The sequence below is a fragment of the Alkalihalobacillus sp. MEB130 genome, assembly GCF_032335535.1.
GTDB lineage: Bacteria > Bacillota > Bacilli > Bacillales > Bacillaceae_D > Halalkalibacter.
The window spans coordinates 40,058-62,092 of record NZ_JAOANA010000022.1; the positions used below are offsets into that span (position 1 = coordinate 40,058).

At 40.5% G+C, this 22,035-nt stretch carries 21 protein-coding genes and 2 other annotated features; all 21 genes read right to left on the reverse strand.

The window, feature by feature from the left end; translation table 11 throughout:
- Positions 1-3 precede the first annotated feature (3 nt).
- The 21 genes from fusA to gltX all read right to left on the reverse strand — a co-directional run bounded on the left by fusA (position 4) and on the right by gltX (position 21,976).
- Positions 4-2,082: an elongation factor G gene (gene fusA, locus N0O92_RS18950; RefSeq protein ID WP_315616214.1), complete on the reverse strand. Its 2,079-nt coding sequence runs from the start codon at positions 2,080-2,082 to the stop codon at positions 4-6.
- Between the two features lie 51 nt (positions 2,083-2,133).
- Complete coding sequence (gene rpsG / locus N0O92_RS18955) at positions 2,134-2,604, reverse strand: 30S ribosomal protein S7 (protein ID WP_034631504.1); 471 nt, start codon at positions 2,602-2,604, stop codon at positions 2,134-2,136.
- 29 nt (positions 2,605-2,633) lie between these two features.
- Complete coding sequence (gene rpsL / locus N0O92_RS18960; protein ID WP_034631505.1) at positions 2,634-3,053, reverse strand: 30S ribosomal protein S12; 420 nt, start codon at positions 3,051-3,053, stop codon at positions 2,634-2,636.
- Between the two features lie 109 nt (positions 3,054-3,162).
- Positions 3,163-3,411, reverse strand: coding sequence for a 50S ribosomal protein L7ae-like protein (locus N0O92_RS18965; RefSeq protein ID WP_315616215.1), 249 nt, complete (start codon positions 3,409-3,411; stop codon positions 3,163-3,165).
- 87 nt (positions 3,412-3,498) lie between these two features.
- Positions 3,499-7,122, reverse strand: a complete 3,624-nt coding sequence (gene rpoC, locus N0O92_RS18970) for a DNA-directed RNA polymerase subunit beta' (protein WP_315616216.1) — start codon at positions 7,120-7,122, stop codon at positions 3,499-3,501.
- A gap of 128 nt (positions 7,123-7,250) precedes the next feature.
- Entirely contained in the window at positions 7,251-10,793 is a 3,543-nt protein-coding gene (gene rpoB / locus N0O92_RS18975; RefSeq protein WP_315616217.1) for a DNA-directed RNA polymerase subunit beta, read from the reverse strand.
- A gap of 335 nt (positions 10,794-11,128) precedes the next feature.
- A complete protein-coding gene (locus N0O92_RS18980; RefSeq protein WP_315616218.1) occupies positions 11,129-11,731 on the reverse strand; it encodes a class I SAM-dependent methyltransferase in 603 nt (200 codons plus the stop codon).
- Positions 11,732-11,826: 95 nt separating this feature from the next.
- Positions 11,827-12,189, reverse strand: a complete 363-nt coding sequence (gene rplL, locus N0O92_RS18985; RefSeq protein WP_034631512.1) for a 50S ribosomal protein L7/L12 — start codon at positions 12,187-12,189, stop codon at positions 11,827-11,829.
- 141 nt (positions 12,190-12,330) lie between these two features.
- On the reverse strand, positions 12,331-12,828 hold the full coding sequence (rplJ, locus tag N0O92_RS18990; protein ID WP_315616219.1) for a 50S ribosomal protein L10: 498 nt from the start codon (positions 12,826-12,828) through the stop codon (positions 12,331-12,333).
- A 36-nt stretch (positions 12,829-12,864) separates the two neighbouring features.
- Positions 12,865-12,999: a sequence feature (ribosomal protein L10 leader region), on the reverse strand.
- Positions 13,000-13,056: 57 nt separating this feature from the next.
- A complete protein-coding gene (rplA, locus tag N0O92_RS18995) occupies positions 13,057-13,752 on the reverse strand; it encodes a 50S ribosomal protein L1 (protein WP_315616220.1) in 696 nt (231 codons plus the stop codon).
- A gap of 119 nt (positions 13,753-13,871) precedes the next feature.
- Positions 13,872-14,297 carry a 50S ribosomal protein L11 gene (gene rplK, locus N0O92_RS19000; protein WP_034631517.1) on the reverse strand — a complete coding sequence of 142 codons (426 nt, stop codon included), beginning with the start codon at positions 14,295-14,297 and terminating at the stop codon, positions 13,872-13,874.
- A gap of 170 nt (positions 14,298-14,467) precedes the next feature.
- The gene (gene nusG, locus N0O92_RS19005; protein WP_315616221.1) at positions 14,468-15,001 is read right to left on the reverse strand and encodes a transcription termination/antitermination protein NusG; all 534 of its coding nucleotides are present in this window, start codon (positions 14,999-15,001) and stop codon (positions 14,468-14,470) included.
- A 95-nt stretch (positions 15,002-15,096) separates the two neighbouring features.
- Positions 15,097-15,291, reverse strand: coding sequence for a preprotein translocase subunit SecE (gene secE / locus N0O92_RS19010; RefSeq protein ID WP_315616222.1), 195 nt, complete (start codon positions 15,289-15,291; stop codon positions 15,097-15,099).
- 96 nt (positions 15,292-15,387) lie between these two features.
- Positions 15,388-15,537 carry a 50S ribosomal protein L33 gene (rpmG, locus tag N0O92_RS19015; protein WP_034745183.1) on the reverse strand — a complete coding sequence of 50 codons (150 nt, stop codon included), beginning with the start codon at positions 15,535-15,537 and terminating at the stop codon, positions 15,388-15,390.
- Between the two features lie 142 nt (positions 15,538-15,679).
- On the reverse strand, positions 15,680-16,333 hold the full coding sequence (sigH, locus tag N0O92_RS19020; RefSeq protein ID WP_396334554.1) for an RNA polymerase sporulation sigma factor SigH: 654 nt from the start codon (positions 16,331-16,333) through the stop codon (positions 15,680-15,682).
- 85 nt (positions 16,334-16,418) lie between these two features.
- A complete protein-coding gene (locus N0O92_RS19025) occupies positions 16,419-16,928 on the reverse strand; it encodes an NYN domain-containing protein (protein WP_315616224.1) in 510 nt (169 codons plus the stop codon).
- Positions 16,929-16,930: 2 nt separating this feature from the next.
- Positions 16,931-17,680 (reverse strand): 23S rRNA (guanosine(2251)-2'-O)-methyltransferase RlmB, encoded by a 750-nt coding sequence (gene rlmB / locus N0O92_RS19030; RefSeq protein ID WP_315616225.1) that lies wholly within the window; start codon positions 17,678-17,680, stop codon positions 16,931-16,933.
- Between the two features lie 17 nt (positions 17,681-17,697).
- A complete protein-coding gene (locus tag N0O92_RS19035; RefSeq protein ID WP_315616226.1) occupies positions 17,698-18,111 on the reverse strand; it encodes a Mini-ribonuclease 3 in 414 nt (137 codons plus the stop codon).
- A gap of 1 nt (position 18,112) precedes the next feature.
- Positions 18,113-19,510, reverse strand: a complete 1,398-nt coding sequence (gene cysS / locus N0O92_RS19040; protein WP_315616227.1) for a cysteine--tRNA ligase — start codon at positions 19,508-19,510, stop codon at positions 18,113-18,115.
- Between the two features lie 44 nt (positions 19,511-19,554).
- Positions 19,555-20,211, reverse strand: a complete 657-nt coding sequence (gene cysE / locus N0O92_RS19045; protein WP_315616228.1) for a serine O-acetyltransferase — start codon at positions 20,209-20,211, stop codon at positions 19,555-19,557.
- A gap of 80 nt (positions 20,212-20,291) precedes the next feature.
- Positions 20,292-20,513 (reverse strand) — a binding site (T-box leader).
- 5 nt (positions 20,514-20,518) lie between these two features.
- Complete coding sequence (gene gltX / locus N0O92_RS19050) at positions 20,519-21,976, reverse strand: glutamate--tRNA ligase (protein ID WP_315616229.1); 1,458 nt, start codon at positions 21,974-21,976, stop codon at positions 20,519-20,521.
- Positions 21,977-22,035 lie beyond the last annotated feature (59 nt).

Here is a 22,035-nt window from a genome sequence, read left to right on the forward strand (position 1 = left end):
ATATTATTGTCCAGTTTGTTTCTTAATGATTTCTTCCGCAACGCTCTTAGGTACTTCTTCATAATGATCAAAGAACATAGAGTATGTTCCGCGACCTTGTGTACGAGAACGTAGAGAAGTTGCATACCCAAACATTTCAGCAAGTGGAACAAACGCTTTAACGATTTGTGCGTTACCACGAGCTTCCATACCTTCAACGCGTCCACGACGTGCTGTAACGTCACCCATTACATCACCCATGTACTCTTCAGGTACAACAATTTCAACTTTCATTAGCGGCTCAAGTAACACTGGAGCACATTTTGATTTTGCATTTTTAAGAGCCATTGAAGCAGCAATCTTAAACGCCATTTCACTTGAATCGACGTCATGGTATGAACCGTCATAAAGCTTCGCTTTAATATCGATAACTGGGTAACCAGCAATCATACCATTAACAAGTGCTTCTTCAATACCTTGTTCTACAGAACCAATGTATTCACGTGGTACAGATCCACCAACGACAGCATTTTCAAACTCAAATCCAGCTCCCTCTTCATTTGGAGAGAACTCAACCCATACGTGTCCAAATTGTCCACGACCACCAGATTGACGGACGAATTTACCTTCAACCTGTGCAGATTGACGAATTGTTTCACGGTATGATACTTGAGGAGCACCAACGTTAGCCTCTACTTTAAACTCACGCTTCATACGGTCAACAATGATATCAAGGTGAAGCTCACCCATACCAGAAATGATTGTTTGACCAGTTTCTTCGTTTGTCTCAGTGCGGAACGTAGGATCCTCTTCTGCAAGCTTCGCTAAAGCCATACCCATTTTATCTTGATCAGCCTTAGATTTAGGCTCAACAGATAATGAGATTACTGGCTCTGGGAAATCCATAGACTCAAGAATTACAAGATTCTTTTCATCACATAGAGTATCACCAGTTGTCGTATCTTTCAAACCTACAGCGGCAGCGATATCTCCAGCGTAAACTGTAGAAATCTCTTCACGAGAGTTTGCATGCATTTGTAGGATACGTCCAACACGCTCACGCTTGTCTTTTGTAGAGTTCTTAACATAAGAACCAGAATTTAATGTACCAGAATACACACGGAAGAATGTAAGTTTACCAACGTAAGGGTCAGTCATAACTTTAAATGCTAAAGCAGAGAAAGGACCTTCATCGCTTGATTCACGAGTTACTTCTTCTTCAGAATCTGGAACAATACCTTTAATAGCTGGTACATCTAAAGGTGATGGTAAGTAATCAAGAACAGCATCAAGCATAAGCTGAACACCTTTGTTCTTAAATGCAGAACCACAAATTACTGGATAGAACTCAACGTTACAAGTACCTTTACGGATTCCTGCTTTAAGCTCTTCCTTCGTTAATTCTTCACCTTCTAGATATTTCATCATTAACTCTTCATCAAGCTCAGCTACAGCTTCAACTAATTGTTCGTGTAGTTCTTGAGCTTTGTCTTTGTACTCAGCAGGAATTTCTTTCGCTTCCGTACGAGTACCAAGATCATCTTCGTAGAAGTAAGCAACCATGTCAATTAAGTCAATGATTCCTTCGAAGTCGTCTTCAGCTCCAATTGGTAATTGGATTGCATGTGCATTCGCTTGTAGACGATCACGAAGAGTTCCTAAAGAGTAAAGGAAATCTGCACCTGTTTTGTCCATTTTGTTAACAAATACGACACGCGGTACACCATAAGTAGTAGCTTGGCGCCAAACTGTTTCTGTTTGAGGCTCAACACCAGATTGAGCATCAAGTACTGCTACAGCTCCGTCCAATACACGTAATGAACGTTCTACTTCTACTGTGAAGTCTACGTGTCCAGGTGTATCGATGATGTTAATGCGGTGATCTTTCCATGCAGCTGTTGTTGCAGCAGAAGTGATTGTGATTCCACGCTCTTGCTCCTGTGCCATCCAGTCCATTTGAGATGCACCTTCATGAGTTTCACCAATTTTATGGATACGTCCTGTGTAGAAAAGAACACGTTCAGTTGTAGTTGTTTTACCGGCATCAATGTGAGCCATGATGCCGATATTACGTGTATCTTTTAAGGAGAACTCTCTTGCCATAGGGTATTTCTCCTTCCTATAAGAAACATTTTATTTAGTATGATATAAATCCTACCAGCGATAGTGAGCGAATGCTTTGTTCGCTTCTGCCATCTTGTGCGTGTCTTCACGCTTTTTAACTGAAGCACCTGCATTGTTAGCTGCATCAAGAATTTCATTAGCTAGACGCTCTTCCATTGTCTTCTCACCACGAAGACGTGAATAGTTTACTAACCAACGAAGACCTAATGTAGTACGACGCTCAGGCTTAACTTCGATTGGTACTTGATAGTTAGCTCCACCGACACGGCGTGCTTTAACCTCAAGTACAGGCATGATGTTCTTTAATGCTTGATCGAAAACTTCCATAGGGTCATTTCCGCTACGTTCCTTAACGATTTCAAATGCATTATAAAGAATTGTTTGTGCTTTCCCACGTTTTCCATCCTCCATAATACGGTTGATTAAACGTGTAACAAGCTTAGACTTGTAAATTGGATCTGGTAATACATCGCGACGAGCGACTGGTCCTTTACGAGGCATAATTTACCCTCCCTTCATATAAATATTAATTACTTTTTATCTTTTGGACGCTTAGTTCCATATTTAGAACGACCTTGCATACGGTTTTGAACTCCAGCCGTATCAAGCGCACCACGTACGATGTGGTAACGAACCCCTGGTAAATCCTTTACACGTCCACCACGGATAAGAACAACACTGTGCTCTTGTAGGTTGTGACCAATCCCTGGGATGTAAGCTGTTACCTCGATTTGGTTAGTTAAACGTACACGTGCATATTTACGAAGTGCCGAGTTCGGTTTCTTAGGAGTCATTGTACCAACACGAGTACATACACCACGCTTTTGTGGAGATGAAAGGTTAGTTTGTGACTTTTTGAAACTGTTGAACCCTTTGTTAAGAGCTGGTGAATCAGACTTCTTAACTTTCGCAACACGACCTTTACGAATTAATTGATTAATTGTAGGCATTTTGTTTCCTCCTCTCTTCAAAATATTTAAGACCACTGGTCCTGGTGGTTCATCTTTAGGCAAAAGGAAAGTTTTTGCCACGCGGGTGACACCGAATGGCAAAAACATATTATTTCCTTAAAGCTACAGTGGCTGCGCCAACATCAATTCCGCATGCTTTTCCAAGCTTCTTCATTGAGTCGACATATAAAAGTGGTATTTCTTTGGTCTTAGCTAATGCTTCTACTTTGTATATCACACGGTATTCCGCATCATTTGCAATTAAAACCTCGGAAACTATACCATCATCAAGCGCCTTAAGCGTTTGTTTGGTACCTATAATCAGTTCTTTTGCCTGTAAAACTTTATCATAAGACATCTTTCATCCTCCAAAGTAACAGGTTTCTCTCAGGCACACTTTGATATATTACCATCCTCATATGCCACTGTCAACTTTTTTCGAAAATTATTCGTGAGTTAACGCACCTTCTGCGATAGGTTCTTCTGAAGTTTCTACTTCTGCTTGATCATACTCAGAAGTAATATTCAAATGGCGGTATCTAGGCATACCTGTTCCTGCAGGCACAAGCTTACCAATGATAACATTCTCCTTCAAGCCGAGTAACTCATCACGCTTCCCTTTGATTGCCGCATCTGTTAAGACACGAGTTGTTTCTTGGAACGAAGCCGCTGATAAGAATGAATCTGTTTCAAGAGATGCCTTTGTAATACCAAGCAATACAGGTTTTCCTGTTGCAGGACGTTGTTGTTCAAGAAGAACCTTCTTGTTTTCGTCGTTGAACTGTTGAATCTCGATAAGAGCCCCTGGTAATACGTTCGTCTCACCAGCATCGACAACACGTACTTTGCGAAGCATTTGACGTACCATAACCTCAACGTGCTTATCTCCAATTTCAACCCCTTGCATACGGTAAACCTTTTGTACTTCACGAAGCAAGTACTCTTGAACACCACTCATACCTTTTACTTTTAAAAGCTCTTTTGGATCAATCGAACCTTCTGTAATTGGTTCACCGAATTTAATAAAGTCCCCAACAGAAACTTTAAGACGGGCACCATACGGAATTGCATAGTTCTTTGTTTCCATTTCACTCTTAATTGTAACTTCACGCTTATCTCCTTCTTTGAAATCGACAACCTCACCGTCAATTTCAGAGATAACCGCTTGCCCCTTTGGATTACGTGCTTCAAATAACTCTTGGATACGCGGTAAACCTTGTGTGATATCATCACCGGCTACCCCACCTGTGTGGAATGTACGCATCGTAAGCTGAGTTCCTGGCTCCCCGATTGATTGAGCAGCGATAATTCCAACCGCTTCCCCAACTTCTACGTCGCTACCAGTTGCCAAGTTACGTCCGTAACACTTCTTACACACACCGTGTCTTGTATCACAAGTAAATACAGAACGAATCGTTACTTCTTCCACACCTGCATCAACAATCGTTTTTGCAATGTCTTCATGGATTAGTTCGTTCTTTTTAATTAACACTTCACCTGTTTCTGGGTGCTTCAGTGTTTTAAACGCTACACGACCTACTAGACGGTCATATAGATTCTCAATCACTTCATTGCCTTCTTTAATTGCTTTAACAGCTAAACCACGATCGGTTCCACAATCATCTGAACGAACAATAACGTCTTGAGCAACGTCAACCAGTCGACGAGTTAGGTAACCTGAGTCAGCTGTCTTAAGAGCCGTATCGGCAAGACCTTTACGCGCACCGTGAGTCGAGATGAAATACTCGAGAACGGTTAGACCTTCACGGAAACTCGATTTGATCGGTAACTCAATAATACGACCAGATGGATTCGCCATTAGACCACGCATACCAGCAAGTTGCGTAAAGTTTGATGCGTTACCACGGGCACCAGAGTCACTCATCATGAAGATCGGGTTAGAACGATCAAGTGTACCCATTAATTTATTTTGAATAACATCTTTCGCTTCACTCCAAACAGAGATAACACGATCGTAACGCTCTTCCTCTGTAATTAAACCCCGACGGAACTGCTTTAAGATCTTCTCTACTTTTTGTTCAGCTTCAGCAAGGATTTCTTTCTTCTCAGCTAATACGACGATGTCAGCAACACCAACCGTAATTCCTGCTCTCGTAGAATATTTAAATCCTAACTCTTTCATTCGATCTAACATTTTTGATGTCTCTGCAATAGCAAACTTCTTAAATACCTCTGCAATAACGTTTCCTAAGAAACCTTTCTTGAAAGGTAATACAAGTTCACTTTCTTCAAAATGCTTCCTCACATCTGTCGTGCTCGGAACAATATACTTCTCAGGCGTTTCTTGCTCTAAGTTATACATTGTCGGCTCATTAATATATGGGAACGACTCCGGTAAAATCTCATTAAAGACTAATTTTCCTACAGTCGTTAGTAACAATTTATCTAGTTGATCCTCACGGAACGTTGGCTTATTAAGAGAAGATACAGGGATAGCTACACGACTGTGTAAATGCACATATCCATTTTGGTAGGCAATTAACGCTTCGTTCGTATCCTTAAAAATATTCCCTTGGCCTTTGGCGTTATCACGCTCTAACGTTAAATAGTAGTTACCAAGAACCATATCTTGAGATGGAGTAACAACTGGTTTTCCGTCTTTTGGATTCAAAATGTTTTGAGCAGCTAACATTAAAATACGAGCTTCAGCTTGTGCTTCAGCAGATAACGGTACGTGAACCGCCATTTGGTCACCATCAAAGTCAGCGTTATAAGCTGTACATACAAGCGGATGAAGCTTAATAGCACGGCCTTCTACTAACGTTGGTTCAAATGCTTGAATACCAAGTCTGTGAAGAGTCGGTGCACGGTTTAAAAGAACAGGGTGCTCACGAATCACTTCTTCAAGCACATCCCATACTTCAGGTTGCACTTTCTCTACTTTACGCTTTGCACTCTTAATGTTATGAGCAAGACCTTTCGATACTAGCTCCTTCATAACAAACGGCTTGAATAGCTCTAGCGCCATTTCTTTTGGTAATCCACATTGATACATCTTCAAGTTAGGTCCTACAACGATAACCGAACGACCAGAATAGTCAACACGTTTACCAAGTAGATTCTGACGGAAACGCCCTTGTTTCCCTTTCAACATATGAGAAAGAGATTTAAGCGGGCGATTACCTGGTCCTGTAACAGGACGTCCACGACGACCATTATCAATTAGGGCATCAACCGCTTCTTGTAACATACGCTTCTCATTTTGAACGATGATATTCGGTGCTCCTAAATCTAGAAGACGCTTTAAGCGGTTGTTACGGTTAATAACTCGACGATATAGATCATTCAAGTCAGAAGTCGCAAAACGACCACCATCTAGTTGAACCATCGGACGTAACTCAGGAGGAATAACCGGAAGAACATCAAGGATCATCCAAGATGGTTCGTTACCAGAGTGACGGAAAGCTTCTAATACTTCAAGGCGTTTTACCGCACGAGTACGGCGTTGACCTTGTGCTGTAACAAGCTCTTCTTTTAATAATCCAACTTCTTTTTCTAAGTCAATATCGGAAAGTAACTTACGAATCGCTTCTGCTCCCATTTGTGCATTAAACGAACGACCGTATTTGTCACGGTATGTACGATATTCTTTTTCAGAAAGCAGTTGCTTTTTCTCAAGAGGTGTATCACCTGGATCTGTCACTACATAAGAAGCAAAATAAATAACTTCTTCAAGTGAACGAGGTGACATATCTAAAACAAGACCCATACGACTTGGGATTCCTTTGAAATACCAAATATGAGATACAGGAGCAGCAAGTTCAATGTGTCCCATACGCTCACGACGCACTTTAGCACGTGTTACTTCAACGCCACAGCGGTCACAAACAACACCTTTGTAACGAACTCGCTTGTATTTCCCACAGTGACATTCCCAGTCTTTTGTTGGTCCAAAAATACGCTCACAGAAAAGACCATCCTTCTCTGGCTTTAACGTACGGTAGTTAATTGTCTCAGGCTTCTTAACTTCCCCTCTTGACCAAGAGCGGACTTTATTTGGTGAAGCAAGACCAATTTTCATATATTCGAAGTTGTTTACATCTATCAAGGGGCTAACCTCCCTTTTCGTTTCCATGTCTATTCGAGCACATTACTTTTGCCTGACAAAAAATCGCAACAATCTCATTATAGAGAAAGCTTTAGGGAACTAGCTTGCTACTAGCTCCCGAGCTTCTATTACACATTTGATTCGCTTGATTCGAAATTCAGATTCAACTTCTCGCTCGTTTGATCATCCTCATCATCAAGCTCTCTCATTTCAATTTCTTCCTCATTGCTTGAAAGCATCTTAACATCCATACCTAACGATTGAAGCTCTTTAATAAGAACTTTGAATGATTCCGGAACTCCTGGTTCAGGAACATTCTCACCTTTTACAATCGCTTCGTACGTCTTAACACGACCAACAACATCATCGGACTTAACGGTTAAGATTTCTTGTAATGTATAAGCTGCTCCATAAGCTTCAAGTGCCCATACTTCCATCTCTCCAAAGCGCTGTCCACCAAACTGTGCCTTACCACCAAGTGGTTGCTGCGTTACTAGAGAGTATGGTCCAGTTGAACGTGCATGTAGCTTATCATCAACCATGTGAGCAAGTTTAATCATATACATGATTCCAACTGATACACGGTTGTCAAACGGTTCACCCGTACGACCATCATATAAAATCGTTTTCCCGTCACGAGCCATACCTGCTTCTTCAATCGTACCCCAAACATCTTCCTCGTTTGCACCATCAAATACTGGAGATGCAACATGGATACCTAGTTTACGTGCCGCCATACCTAAGTGAAGCTCAAGCACCTGACCGATATTCATACGAGATGGTACCCCTAATGGGTTTAACATGATGTCAATTGGTGTTCCGTCTGGTAAGTAAGGCATATCCTCTTCCGGAAGAATACGAGAAATTACCCCTTTGTTTCCGTGACGGCCGGCCATCTTATCACCTTCGTGAATTTTACGTTTTTGAACGATATAAACACGAACTAACTGATTCACACCTGGTGGCAATTCATCGCCATCTTCACGGTTAAAGATTTTTACATCTAAAACAATTCCATCTCCACCATGCGGAGCACGAAGAGACGTATCGCGAACTTCACGAGCCTTTTCCCCAAAAATAGCATGTAATAGACGTTCTTCAGCTGTTAATTCTGTTACTCCTTTTGGTGTAACCTTTCCAACTAAAATATCTCCATCTTTTACTTCTGCACCAACACGGATAATACCGCGCTCATCCAAGTTCTTAAGAGCGTCTTCCCCAACATTCGGGATATCACGTGTAATTTCTTCTGGTCCTAGCTTCGTATCACGAGCTTCTGATTCATATTCTTCAATATGAACAGATGTATAAACGTCATCTTTTACGAGGCGCTCACTTAAAATGATCGCATCCTCATAGTTATATCCATCCCAAGTCATGAAACCAACCATAACGTTACGTCCAAGAGCCATCTCTCCTAGCTCCATAGAAGGGCCATCTGCTAAGATTTCACGTTTCTCAACAATATTTCCTTCTGCTACAATTGGACGTTGGTTATAACTTGTTCCTTGGTTAGAGCGAATAAACTTTTGAAGTTTATACTTATCTAAGTCACCTTTCACTTCTTGACCATCAACTTCTTCAAGTCGGCGAACCCAGATCTCTTTTGCTGTTACACGTTCTACAACCCCTCTGCTTTTAGCAACAATCGCTGCACCAGAGTCTCTTGCAGAAACGTGTTCCATACCTGTACCAACGATAGGCGACTCAGGAACTAGTAATGGAACAGCTTGACGTTGCATGTTCGCTCCCATTAACGCACGGTTGGAGTCATCGTTCTCTAAGAATGGAATACAAGATGTCGCAGCAGAAACAACTTGTTTCGGCGATACATCCATATAATCTAAACGTTCACGTGGAACAACGGTGTTCTCTCCACGGAAACGAGCAATAATATTATCATCTATAAATGATCCATCTTCAGCAAGACGAGCGTTCGCCTGTGCGACAACATAGTTGTCCTCTTCATCCGCAGTTAAGTAATCAATTTGCGTTGTTACTTTTCCTGTTTCCGGATCTACTCTACGGTATGGTGTTTCCATAAACCCAAACTCATTTACTTTCGCAAAAGAAGAAAGGGAGTTAATTAAACCAATGTTTGGACCCTCTGGTGTCTCAATCGGACACATACGGCCATAGTGAGAGTAGTGAACGTCACGAACTTCAAATCCTGCGCGTTCACGTGTTAAACCACCTGGTCCTAACGCTGAAAGACGACGCTTATGTGTAAGTTCCGCTAACGGGTTTGTTTGGTCCATGAACTGAGATAACTGCGAGCTACCAAAGAACTCTTTAATAGAGGCAATTACCGGACGAATATTAATTAACGCCTGAGGTGTAATCATATTCGGATCTTGGATAGACATACGCTCACGCACTACACGTTCCATACGAGACAAACCAATACGGAACTGATTCTGTAACAGTTCACCTACAGAGCGAAGACGACGGTTTCCTAAGTGGTCAATATCGTCTGTGTCACCAACGCCGTGTAATAGATTAAAGAAATAGTTAATGGATGCAATAATATCAGAAGGCGTAATATGCTTTACATCACGTTCTACCATTGCATTTCCAATCACGCGAATCGTTTTTTCTCCATCTTGATCATCAGGAGCATAAATTTTGATCGATTGTAGCGCTATTTCTTCATCCTCTACAACACCACCAGAAGCACTTACATGACGGAACCCTACATTATTCTCAAGGTAAGGTAAAATACGATCTAACGTACGACGATCAAGTAATGTTCCTTCTTCAGCGATGACTTCACCTGTTTCAGGATCTACCAAAGTTTCTGCTAAACGTTGGTTGAAAAGGCGGTTTTTAATATGAAGCTTTTTATTAATCTTATAACGACCAACATTTGCTAAGTCATAACGTTTCGGATCAAAGAAACGAGAATCTAGAAGACTTTTTGCATTCTCAACTGTTGGAGGCTCACCAGGACGAAGGCGTTCATAAATTTCTAGCAACGCTTTATCCGTTCCATCGGTGTTGTCTTTTTCTAACGAGTTGCGAAGATATTCATCTTCACCTAATAAATCAATGATCTCTTGATCAGATCCAAAACCTAAAGCACGCAAAAGAACCGTCACTGGTATTTTTCTTGTGCGGTCGATACGAACGTAAACGATATCTTTGGCATCTGTTTCAAGCTCCAACCACGCACCGCGGTTTGGAATCACTGTTGCAGTAAAACCTTTTTTACCGTTTTTATCCGTTTTCTGACTGTAGTATACACTTGGTGAACGAACAAGCTGAGAAACAATAACACGCTCTGCCCCATTGATGACAAACGTACCAGTCTCAGTCATTAGTGGGAAATCTCCCATAAATACTTCTTGCTCTTTTACTTCTCCAGTTTCCTTATTAATAAGACGAACTTTCACACGTAAAGGTGCGGCAAACGTCACATCACGTTCCTTTGATTCGTCCACTGGATACTTCGGCTCTCCAAGACTATAGTCAATAAATTCTAGAACCAAGTTTCCTGTGAAGTCTTGAATAGGAGAAATATCTTGGAACATTTCTCTTAGGCCCTCATCAAGAAACCACTGATAGGATGCTGTTTGAATTTCAATTAAATTCGGCAGCTCCAATACTTCGTTAATCCTTGCATAGCTTCTTCGCTGGCGGTGGCGTCCATACTGAACTAGTTGACCTGTCAACTGATTCACCCCTCAAATCTCGCGTTATAGTATCTAAAAATGTCACCTATTCTATTTCTGTAAAAAACACTGAACTAGAGGTCGATGAAAACATTTTTATAGATTAAGCAGAACTCGCACACTAATTATGTACGGACATTATAAGAAAGTTCGATTTCTTTCTTATAAACAGGAAATAGATATATATCCATTCCACAAAATTCCATGATTATACCAGTATACCCACTATTTTAAAATCTTATTCAAATATTCCCACTTGACTTTCTTGCGAAATAAGGTTCTAAAAATAGGTAGTTATACGCATTAAATAACAATACCACAAAAGACAAGTTGGGTCAAACTTTTTTTGCGACGATAATGTAATATCCTTTTTTCTTTAGTACGATATCCACTTCATTAAATAAACTCTCTAGTTTCTCAATTGCAGATGGAGCACCTTGTTTTTTCTGAATAACAATCCATAGCTCCCCCTGTTCCTTTAAGTGTTCAAATGATTGCTCAAAGATCGAATGGACAATTTGTTTACCCGCACGTATTGGCGGATTAGTAATAATAGCTGCAAAGTCGTTCTTCTCTACATTTACTAACCGATCACTTTTATAGATCTTTACATTGTTAATAGAGTTGCGATCTGCATTTTTACTCGATAGATTTAATGCTCTTTCATTTATATCGACCATATGCACGACTCTATCTTTCTCAACCGAGGCTAGCGACAAGCCGATCGGACCATATCCACATCCAACATCGAGAAAGTCTCCTTCTATAGTAGGAAAAACAAAAGAATCGATTAATAATTGGCTACCATAATCAATTTCACTTTTAGAGAAAACCCCACGATCCGAGAAAAAACGAAACGATTTACCACGTAAAGTAAATGCAAAGTCCCTTTCTTCACTATCTACAGTAGGTTTTTCTGAATAATAATGGTCAGACATACACTCGCTCCTTTTTTTCAACATCAAAAACAGTATACCCAAATAAAACTCTAAACAAAAAGGACCCGCTAAAAGCGAGCCCCTTTATAAGGTAATTACTTAACTTCAACAGATGCGCCAGCTTCTTCAAGCTTAGCTTTGAATTCTTCAGCTTCATCTTTAGAAACGCCTTCTTTGATTGGAGCAGGAGCGCCATCAACAAGAGCTTTTGCTTCTTTAAGACCAAGACCTGTGATTTCACGAACAACTTTGATAACGTTGATTTTAGAACCACCAGCAGATGCAAGAACTACATCAAACTCAGTTTGCTCAGCAGCACCAGCATCTCCACCAGCAGCAGCTACAGCTACAGGAGCAGCAGCAGTTACGCCAAACTCTTCTTCAATTGCTTTAACTAGGTCGTTAAGTTCTAAAACTGTCATTTCTTTAATCGCTTCAATGATTTGATCTTTACTCATTTTGTAAATCCTCCCTGTTATCGTTTTGATAATTTATTTGGTTAACTCATTTTGTTTCGTACATACTCTTTGTATAATTGCATACAAATTAGTAAGTATGGGGCCGTCAGCTACACAATGGCAACTTTCGGTATTGAACTATTAAGCACCTTGCTCTTCTTTTTGCTCTGCAACAGCTTTTGTAGCCAAAGCAAATTGACGAACTGGAGCTTGAAGTACATTTGCAAGCATAGAAAGTAGTCCTTCGCGTGATGGAAGTTCTGCAAGAGCTTTTACTTCAGCCACAGAAGCTACTTGTCCTTCAATGACACCAGCTTTGATTTCAAGAGCATCGTTCTTTTTAGCAAATTCGTTAATGACCTTTGCAGGAGCAATAACATCATCTGTACTAAATGCAATCGCTGTAGGACCAACAAGTTGCTCATCAAGAGCAGTTAATTCAGCCTCAGCAGTTGCACGACGAGCTAAAGTGTTTTTATACACCTTGAACTCAACACCAGCTTCACGAAGTTGCTTACGAAGTTCTGTTACTTGAGCAACAGTCAATCCACGGTAGTCAACAACTACTGTTGATTTACTCTCACGTAGTTTCGCTGCGATATCTGCAACAACTTGCTTTTTTTGTTCTAATACGCTCATCCTTACACCTCCTATGGTTTTTCACCATACCGTTTAAGAAGCATATAAAAAGCCCTCATGTAGACATGAGGGCATACAAACACAGTAATCGTTCCTGTATCTATTGCTTACCTCGGTAGGAAATTAAGTGCTATGCACTCCTACGGTCTACGGTATGACATTCAATTTTATGTGCCTTGTGTAAGACACTCTTACGAGTATACACACACAAAGCATATAAGTCAATCATTATCTTGCAAAAACAGATGCATTCACACGAACGCCAGGTCCCATTGTAGATGCAATAGCTACGTTTTTCATGTACGTACCTTTTGCAGCTGCAGGTTTTACTTTTACAAGAGTTTCAATGATTGTCTTGAAGTTTTCAATAAGCTTTTCAGTTTCAAAAGAAACTTTTCCAATTGGTACATGGATGTTACCAGCTTTATCAACGCGGTATTCAACTTTACCAGCTTTGATTTCAGCTACAGCTTTTGTTACATCAAATGTAACTGTACCAGTCTTAGGGTTCGGCATTAAGCCTTTCGGTCCAAGTACACGACCTAATTTACCAACTTGAGCCATCATGTCTGGTGTAGCAACGATCACATCAAACTCAAACCAACCTTGGTTGATCTTGTTGATGAAATCTTCATCACCTACGAAGTCTGCTCCAGCTGCTTCTGCTTCTTTTGCTTTTTCGCCTTTAGCGAAAACTAGAACGCGTTGTGTTTTACCTGTTCCGTTAGGAAGAACAACAGCACCACGGATTTGTTGGTCTGCTTTCTTAGGATCAACACCAAGACGTACAGCTACTTCAACTGTTTCATCGAACTTAGCTGTCGCAGTTTTCTTTACTAATTCAATTGCTTCTTCTACTTGATACGCCGTTTCACGATCAACAAGTTTAAGAGCATCTGTATATTTTTTACTTTTCTTAGCCATGCTATATTTCCTCCTCGAATGTGGTTTTAGCGGTAATACCTCCCACTATTAAAGGTTGCGAACCTAGTAACTAGGCAAAGAGGGTCATACCTCATCGCAACCTCCGAAAAAACGTACAATTAATCTTCGATCGTAATACCCATGCTGCGAGCTGTACCTTCTACCATACGCATAGCCGCTTCAACATCAGCTGCGTTAAGATCTGGCATTTTCGTCTCAGCAATCTCGCGTACTTTATCACGTTTTACTGTAGCAACCTTCTTAATATGAGGCTCTCCAGAACCTGACTCAATCCCAGCAGCTTTCTTTAAAAGAACAGCAGCAGGCGGAGTTTTCGTGATGAATGTAAACGAACGATCTTCAAATACTGTAATCTCAACCGGAATAATAAGACCCGCTTGATCAGAAGTACGAGCGTTGAATTCTTTACAGAATCCCATGATATTTACACCTGCTTGACCTAATGCAGGACCAACTGGTGGCGCTGGATTAGCTTTCCCAGCAGGAATTTGTAACTTAACCATTTTAATTACCTTTTTAGCCACGTGACACACCTCCTTAAAGTCCGTGATGTGGTTATCCGGGTGAAGAATTTCCACCCTCCCACTCAAAAAACGGATGCAATGCATCTGCACCCGATGGCTCATTTACTGAAACCATTGTCAACCATGAAGATTCTATCACTTCCAAGAAAAGATAGCAAGTTTTTTTCGAATTAAATCTTTTCCACTTGGTTGAAATCCAGTTCTACCGGCGTTTCACGGCCGAACATATTAACATGAACCTTCACTTTTTGCTTATCTACTTGAATCTCTTCAATAGATCCAACAAAGTTAGCAAAAGGACCTTCCTTCACTTTAACAGACTCTTTAATTTCAAAGTCGATATCAGCTTTAGGCTCTTCTACTCCCGCTTGTTTCAATAGAGACTCCACTTCTTCTTGTAAAAGTGGCGTCGGTTTCGATCCTGCACCAGCAGAACCAACAAATCCTGTTACGCCTGGAGTATTTCTCACAACGTACCAAGAATCATCTGTCATAATCATTTCAACAATGACATAACCCGGAAAAACTTTCTTTGTTACCGTTTTAGTTTTTCCATTCTTCACTTCTGTTTCTTCTTCAACAGGCACAAGCACTCGGAAGATTTTATCTGTCATGTTCATTGATTCAACGCGCATTTCCAGATTTGTCTTTACCTTGTTTTCGTACCCTGAATACGTATGAAGCACATACCAATTTTTTTCCATGTTAAATAGGACGGTTTTGTCCTTCCCTCCTCTTCATTAGCGAGGTTGTCAAATGACTACCCTTTAGAAGCTATTCCAACGATTACACAAAAACATTAACCGAGTAGGAGACGAACAAGCTCTGAAATTCCATAATCAACCACAAAGAAGAAAACAGAAATGAAAGCTACCGTTCCTAAAACAACCCATGTATAACGTGTTAATTCCTTACGAGTCGGCCAAGAGACACGTTTCATTTCTTGGACAACATCTCGGAAAAACTTCCCAACACTTCTTTCTCCACCAGCCACCAAAGACACCCCCAGCATCAATCAATATAGACAAATATGCGTTTATCTATTCGAAATATTTACAATGTGTTTATTTGTTCAGTGAAAACTGTCTACTTATTTCGTCTCACGATGAAGAGTGTGCTCTTGGCAAGTTTTACAAAACTTTTTCATCTCAATGCGGCCACTGTGCGATTGTTTGTTCTTCTCAGTCACATAATTCCTCGATTGACAAACCTCACATGCTAGTACAACTTTTGTTCGCACCACGCACCTCCAACGCTTAAAGTACATACTAATTTAATCTATCATATTGGACTTTTCGTGTCAATTATTCGAACAATCTGGCAGTTAGTCCAATAGAAAGAGGGCGACGATTGATAGACTAGCTACTTTCGTCCCCCACTCACTATGAAATGGAAACTCCCCTCAGTTCCACATAACGTTCCAACTTTCGCTTGACCCTCTGGAGGGCATTATCAATCGATTTAACATGCCGGTTTAGATCTTCAGATATTTCTTGATACGATCTGCCGTCTAGGTAAAGCATTAGCACTTGACGCTCTAAATCACTAAGAAGTTCACCCATCTTCAACTCAATGTCCTCAAACTCCTCTTGGTTGATAAGAAGTTCTTCTGGGTCCGTCACTTTCGTACCACAAATAACATCCAACAATGTACGATCTGATTCTTCATCGTATAGAGGCTTATCCAAAGATACATAAGAATTTAACGGAATATGCTTTTGTCTTGTTGCCGTCTTAATCGCTGTAATGATTTGCCTTGTAATGCACAGTTCTGCAAAAGCCTTGAATGAAGACAGCTTGTCCCCATTAAAATCGCGGACTGCTTTATAAAGTCCAATCATTCCTTCTTGGACAATATCTTCATGGTCTGCCCCAATTAAAAAATAAGATCTTGCCTTCGCACGAACAAAATTCTTATATTTATTAATTAAAAATTCAAGCGCACCACTATCTCCATTCCTTACAAACACGACTAACTCATCATCTGCCACTGTGTCATAAATAGGTTTAAGTTGTTTAGTTTCTTGAAGGTCCATGCTCACGACAATCCCTCCGACCTTGGCTGTTGTCCAAATTATAGACCCATTATATAGCACAGATTTCCAGCGGGTCAACCACGTATCAACGCTGTCGACGCCATTTTTCAAAAATTTCAGCAATTTCATCACTAAGCGGGATTTTTGTCGAATTCTTCTTCTTTTGCGTTTTTTGAACTTCTATGTCGATTCCTTTTTCGGTCGTCTCCATTTCAAGCAATAACTCCCTTGCCGATTTTCGTAATGCTCCACTACCAAAGATCATCGATTGCTCGGCCATGTCTGATGTTGCCACATGAATCGTCGTATCAATTCGCTTTAATTCATGAACGAGCTTTTCAATTCGTTCATCTGCCGTTTCATTCTTCCTTGTATACAGCACATCAATTCTATGATCCTTATATTTCTTTCCTATCCCTTCAACCATATGGGCATCAAAAATCACTTTTACTTTAAAACCAGTATACGCTTGATATTCAGCAAGCATTTCTACTAGGCGATCCCTTGCTAACCCAAGATCTTTATCTTTGAGCTCTCGAAGCTCTGGCCAAGCACCAATCATGTTATAGCCATCCACGAGCAAAATATCTTTCATTTTTACTCACTGCCTACTTCATGACGTCTCCGGTATACCTCATACATGAGCAAACTTGCTGCAACAGAAGCGTTAAGCGATGTTACATGCCCTACCATAGGAATTCGAATAAGGAAATCACACTTTTCTTTTACTAAACGGCTTATTCCTTTGCCTTCACTTCCAATAACTAACCCAATCGGCATATCAAACGTTGCTTGTCGGTAGTCTGCTTTTCCCTTCGCATCGGTACCAGCAAACCACATTCCACGTTTTTTAAGATCATCCATTGTTCTAGCTAAATTTGTTACTCGAACTACTGGAACATACTCAATCGCACCTGTTGAAGACTTTGCTACCGTTTGCGTAAGCCCTACAGCTCTTCGCTTTGGAATAATGACTCCATGCGCACCGACAGCATCAGCTGTACGTAAAATAGAACCAAGATTATGAGGATCTTCAACTTCATCTAGTAGGAGGAAGAATGGATCTTCTCCACGTTTTTCTGCTGCTTGAAAAAGATCATCCATCTCTGCATACTCATAGGCTGCAATAGAGGCTACCACACCTTGGTGATTATCTGAATCAACAAGCTGAGTTAATTTCTTTTTAGGAGCATGCTGAATTAACACACCATTCTCTTTCGCAAGCTCCATCACTTTCGCCATTTGGCCCTTTTGAGACCCTTCGGCAATCCAAATTTTATTAATAGAATGACCGGACTTTAATGCTTCAATAATTGGATTTTTCCCAACAATAAATTCTGAACTCATCGTATTTTCCTCCCTTCTTACGTAGACCTAGTCTCAACGACGTCTACTGCTTTTTTCATAATTTCATCAAGACGTGTTTGGTTACCCTGGAAATAGTGGTAACCTAACACTGCTTCAAACCCTGTTGAATAACGATACGTGTTTAAATCTGTGTTTTTAGGGATGGAGCCAGACTTCGCATTTCTCCCGCGCTTAAATATATTGATTTCTTCTTCTGAAAGAAACTCTTGTTCAAGTAGCTCTCCCATTATAAATGCTTGAGATTTAGCAGATACGTATTTCGTTGCTTCAACGTGAAGGCGATGAGGACGAACTGTGCCTTTGGCAATTAAATAATAGCGAACATACATATCCAGAACAGAGTCACCCATATAAGCTAGCGCTAGCGCATTTAGTTGTTTTAGATCAGTATTGGCTTCTATAAGTTTCATACTAGCCTCGTTTCCAACGGACACCCTGTGCTGTATCCTCTAACACAATGCCTTGTTCCTTTAGCTCATCACGAATTTGATCTGCTAAAGCAAAATCTCTTTGCTTTCTAGCTTCATTTCTTTTTTGTATTAACTGCTCAATATCAGCATCTAATAACTCTTTTTGCGTTTGCAAAGTAAGACCAAGTACAGTAGCAAACTCATTGAAATGCTGTAAAAACGCTTCTAATACTTCCTTAGATGTTTGCTCTTCACGTAAATAACGATTGGCTTCTTTGGCTAAATCGAATAGAACTGCAATACCGTTAGCACTATTGAAGTCATCATCCATCTCCTCAATAAAACGTTCCTTTAGTGCGTTAATTTTGTCAAGCCACTCGTCTTTTTCACCTAAACCAGCTGACTCTTCTAATCTGTGTTCCAAGCTCGATACAGCTGTCTGCAAACGCTCAAGTCCACTCTTAGCTCCCTCCAACAACTCATCACTAAAGTTGATCGGGCTGCGATAATGAGCCGTAAGCATAAAGAATCGCACGACTTCTGCCGAATGTTGTTGAATGATGTCTTTTGCCAAAACAAAATTTCCGAGTGATTTCGACATTTTTTCATTATCAATGTTGATAAAACCGTTATGAAGCCAATAATTTGCCATTGGTTTTTCCGTTAAAGCTTCGGATTGAGCAATTTCATTTTCATGATGAGGAAAAGATAAATCTTGCCCACCGGCATGAATATCGATTGTATCGCCTAAATATTTTTTTACCATAGCTGAGCATTCAATATGCCAACCTGGTCGTCCATCTCCCCACGGACTTTCCCAAGAGACTTCTCCTTCTTTTGCTGCTTTCCAAAGGACAAAATCAAGGGCATCTTCTTTTCGCGCGTCTACTTCAATTCGTGCACCTGAACGGAGGTCTTCAATGGACTGAGAAGAAAGTTTTCCGTACTCTTTAAATTTACGTGTTCTAAAATACACATCGCCACTTGATTCATACGCATATTCTTTTTTAATTAATCCATCTATAAAAGCGATGATTTCAGGAATCGTCTCTGTCACACGCGGGTGAATATCCGCTTCTGCTACTCCAAGAGCACACGTATCGTGATGGTAAGCTTCAATAAATCGATTAGCTACTTGAAAGACGTCCTCACCGAGCTCGTTGGCAGCACGAATGATTTTATCGTCTACATCTGTGAAATTAGAAATAAACGTTACATCATAGCCTCGGTATTCTAAGTATTTCCTAACCATATCATATACAATCGGGGGTCTTGCATTTCCGATATGAATATAGTTGTAAACGGTTGGTCCACAAACATACATTTTTACTTTTCCTTCTTCAATCGGAATAAATTTTTCTTTCTTTTTCGTTAAGCTGTTATAAACATGAATAGACATTGGATCTACTCCTTCTTCTAATTTCTACTACAATATGCAAGAAGCTATTGTCTTGTTGATGACTTCAACTTCTCTCTTTCGGCTTTTAAAGCCTTGATCTCTTCTTCTAACTCTTTTAACTTATCTGCAATGGGATCAGGCATAAGGTGATGGTTCAATCCATGTTCAACTTTCACCCCGTCTTGTATGACAATTCTTCCTGGTATCCCCACAACAGTGGAGTTAGCCGGTACTTCTTTTAATACAACTGAACCTGCACCTATTCGTGCATTCTCACCAATAGTAAATGAACCGAGTATTTTCGCACCGGAGGCAATTAATACCCCATCTTCTACGGTCGGATGGCGCTTCCCTTTTTCTTTCCCTGTTCCTCCAAGTGTCACACCTTGATAGATCGTAACATTATTGCCAATTTCACACGTTTCCCCAATGACGACTCCCATTCCGTGATCAATAAATAAGCGTTGACCGATGACGGCACCAGGATGAATTTCAATTCCGGTAAAGAAACGACTTATTTGCGAGATCGATCTTGCTAGGAAAAATAGTTTTCGTTTCCATAACCAATGCGCAAACCGATGTGCCCATATTGCATGAACACCCGAGTACGTAAAGATGACTTCAATTCGACTTCTTGCTGCGGGATCTTGTTCAAATACAACGTCCACATCATTAAGTAAAGTTCGAATTTTTTTCCCCATGTGTTCTCAACCCCCTTTTTGGGAACCTGCTTCTATTCTCACATCTTTTGCAAATAAAAAGCGCCTCTGTGCATCAAATGCACAGAGGCGCTTACATGCGCGGTTCCACTCTGTTTAGAGCAAGATTTACTTACTCATCTTTATAGCCGATAACGAAGCTACTCGCTCTTTCCTACTTACATTGGTTCAAAAAGAGGCTCAAGGGTGCATCTTCAAAGTAAGATTCCTAAACCACTCCCAGCCAATGGTGGTTCTCTCTGCAAGGTATACTCACTTTTACTTTTCCCTTTCAACACGTTTGCACTATTTATTTTAATAATTGTTCAATACGCGTGACAACAACGTCTTTACCTAATAGTTCAATCGAATCGGGCAAATCACGCCCGTGCGTTTGTCCTGTTGTTGCTACGCGAATTGGCATGAATAACTTTTTGCCTTTTTGTCCAGTTGCTTTTTGTGTTGCCTTCATCGCAGCTTTAATGTTCTCTGCTGTGAACTCTTCCATTGTTTCTAGCTCTTTCGTAAAATGCGCTAGCACTTCAGGTACTTGCTCTTCATTTAAAACCGTTTGTGCTTCCTCATTATACTCAATTTTTTCCTTAAAGAAAAGTTCAGACAACTCAACAATTTCTGCACCATAATGCATTTGTTCTTGATACAACCCAATTAGGCGTTTTGCCCAGTCTCTTTGATCATCGGTCATATCGGCCGGCAATCTTCCAACCTTCACTAAATGAGGCAAGGCAAGATCTACAACTGTTTCTAACTCTGCGTTTTGAATATATTGATTATTCATCCACGCAAGCTTATCTGTATCAAACACGGCTGGAGCTTTTGCTACTCGATCAAGCGTAAATTGCTCTCCTAATTGTTGCACAGAGAAAATTTCTTCTTCTCCAACAGGCGACCAACCTAATAAAGCCAAGAAATTAACGATTGCTTCAGGCATATAACCAAGTTCCTTATATTGCTCAACAAACTGAATAATCGATTCATCGCGCTTACTCATTTTTTGACGGTCTGGATTTAAAATTAACGATGCATGAGCAAATTTAGGAACGTCCCATCCGAATGCTTCATAAAGCAGTACTTGCCTTGGCGTGTTAGATAAATGTTCTTCCCCACGGATTACATGAGAGATTTTCATAAGATGATCATCAACGACAACAGCAAAGTTATACATTGGAATGCCATCCTTACGAGCAATGACAAAATCACCAATCCCATCAGATTCAAACGTTACATCGCCACGGACAGCATCTTGAATTTGAATGTCTTTCCCTTCTGGTACACGGAAACGAATAACAGGCTTCAGCCCTTTTCCTTCATATTGTTTCCGTTGCTCCTCAGTTAAATCACGATCACGCCCACTATACTTAGGCAATTCACCACGAGCTTTTTGCTCTTCACGCTCTGCCTCTAACTCTTCTTCCGTCATATAGCAGTAGTAGGCTTTTCCCTCTTGAAGGAGGTGATCAAGATACTCTTTATACAACCCAACACGTTCCATACAGCTATAAGGGCCGTATTCACCACCGACATCAATACTTTCATCCCAATCCATGCCAAGCCATTTTAAACTATCTAATAGTTTTTCTTTCGCTTGATCTACGTTTCTTGCTTGATCGGTATCTTCAATCCTTAAGATGAATTTCCCGCCCTGACTTTTTGCAAATAAATAGTTAAAGAGCGCAGAACGAGCACCACCAATATGTAAATGCCCCGTTGGACTTGGAGCAAAGCGAACACGAACATCACTTCCCATTATAAACACCTTCCATTTCTATCAATAAACATAATTTCATCATTTTTGTATCTATATTA

Bases quoted from the DNA above. Each gene is read 5' to 3' on its own strand.
- nusG (WP_315616221.1), bottom strand. From the start codon at position 15,001: ATGGAAAAAAATTGGTATGTGCTTCATACGTATTCAGGGTACGAAAAC.
- N0O92_RS19025 (WP_315616224.1), bottom strand. From the start codon at position 16,928: ATGAAAGATATTTTGCTCGTGGATGGCTATAACATGATTGGTGCTTGG.
- rpsG (WP_034631504.1), bottom strand. From the start codon at position 2,604: ATGCCTCGTAAAGGACCAGTCGCTCGTCGCGATGTATTACCAGATCCA.
- fusA (WP_315616214.1), bottom strand. From the start codon at position 2,082: ATGGCAAGAGAGTTCTCCTTAAAAGATACACGTAATATCGGCATCATG.
- rplJ (WP_315616219.1), bottom strand. From the start codon at position 12,828: ATGAGCGTATTAGAACAAAAAAAGCAAGTTGTTGCAGATATCGCAGCG.
- N0O92_RS18980 (WP_315616218.1), bottom strand. From the start codon at position 11,731: ATGTCTGACCATTATTATTCAGAAAAACCTACTGTAGATAGTGAAGAA.
- rpsL (WP_034631505.1), bottom strand. From the start codon at position 3,053: ATGCCTACAATTAATCAATTAATTCGTAAAGGTCGTGTTGCGAAAGTT.
- rplL (WP_034631512.1), bottom strand. From the start codon at position 12,189: ATGAGTAAAGATCAAATCATTGAAGCGATTAAAGAAATGACAGTTTTA.
- rlmB (WP_315616225.1), bottom strand. From the start codon at position 17,680: ATGAGTTCAGAATTTATTGTTGGGAAAAATCCAATTATTGAAGCATTA.
- N0O92_RS19035 (WP_315616226.1), bottom strand. From the start codon at position 18,111: ATGAAACTTATAGAAGCCAATACTGATCTAAAACAACTAAATGCGCTA.
- rplA (WP_315616220.1), bottom strand. From the start codon at position 13,752: ATGGCTAAGAAAAGTAAAAAATATACAGATGCTCTTAAACTTGTTGAT.
- cysS (WP_315616227.1), bottom strand. From the start codon at position 19,510: ATGTCTATTCATGTTTATAACAGCTTAACGAAAAAGAAAGAAAAATTT.
- sigH (WP_396334554.1), bottom strand. From the start codon at position 16,333: ATGGACCTTCAAGAAACTAAACAACTTAAACCTATTTATGACACAGTG.
- gltX (WP_315616229.1), bottom strand. From the start codon at position 21,976: ATGGGAAGTGATGTTCGTGTTCGCTTTGCTCCAAGTCCAACGGGGCAT.
- N0O92_RS18965 (WP_315616215.1), bottom strand. From the start codon at position 3,411: ATGTCTTATGATAAAGTTTTACAGGCAAAAGAACTGATTATAGGTACC.
- cysE (WP_315616228.1), bottom strand. From the start codon at position 20,211: ATGGGGAAAAAAATTCGAACTTTACTTAATGATGTGGACGTTGTATTT.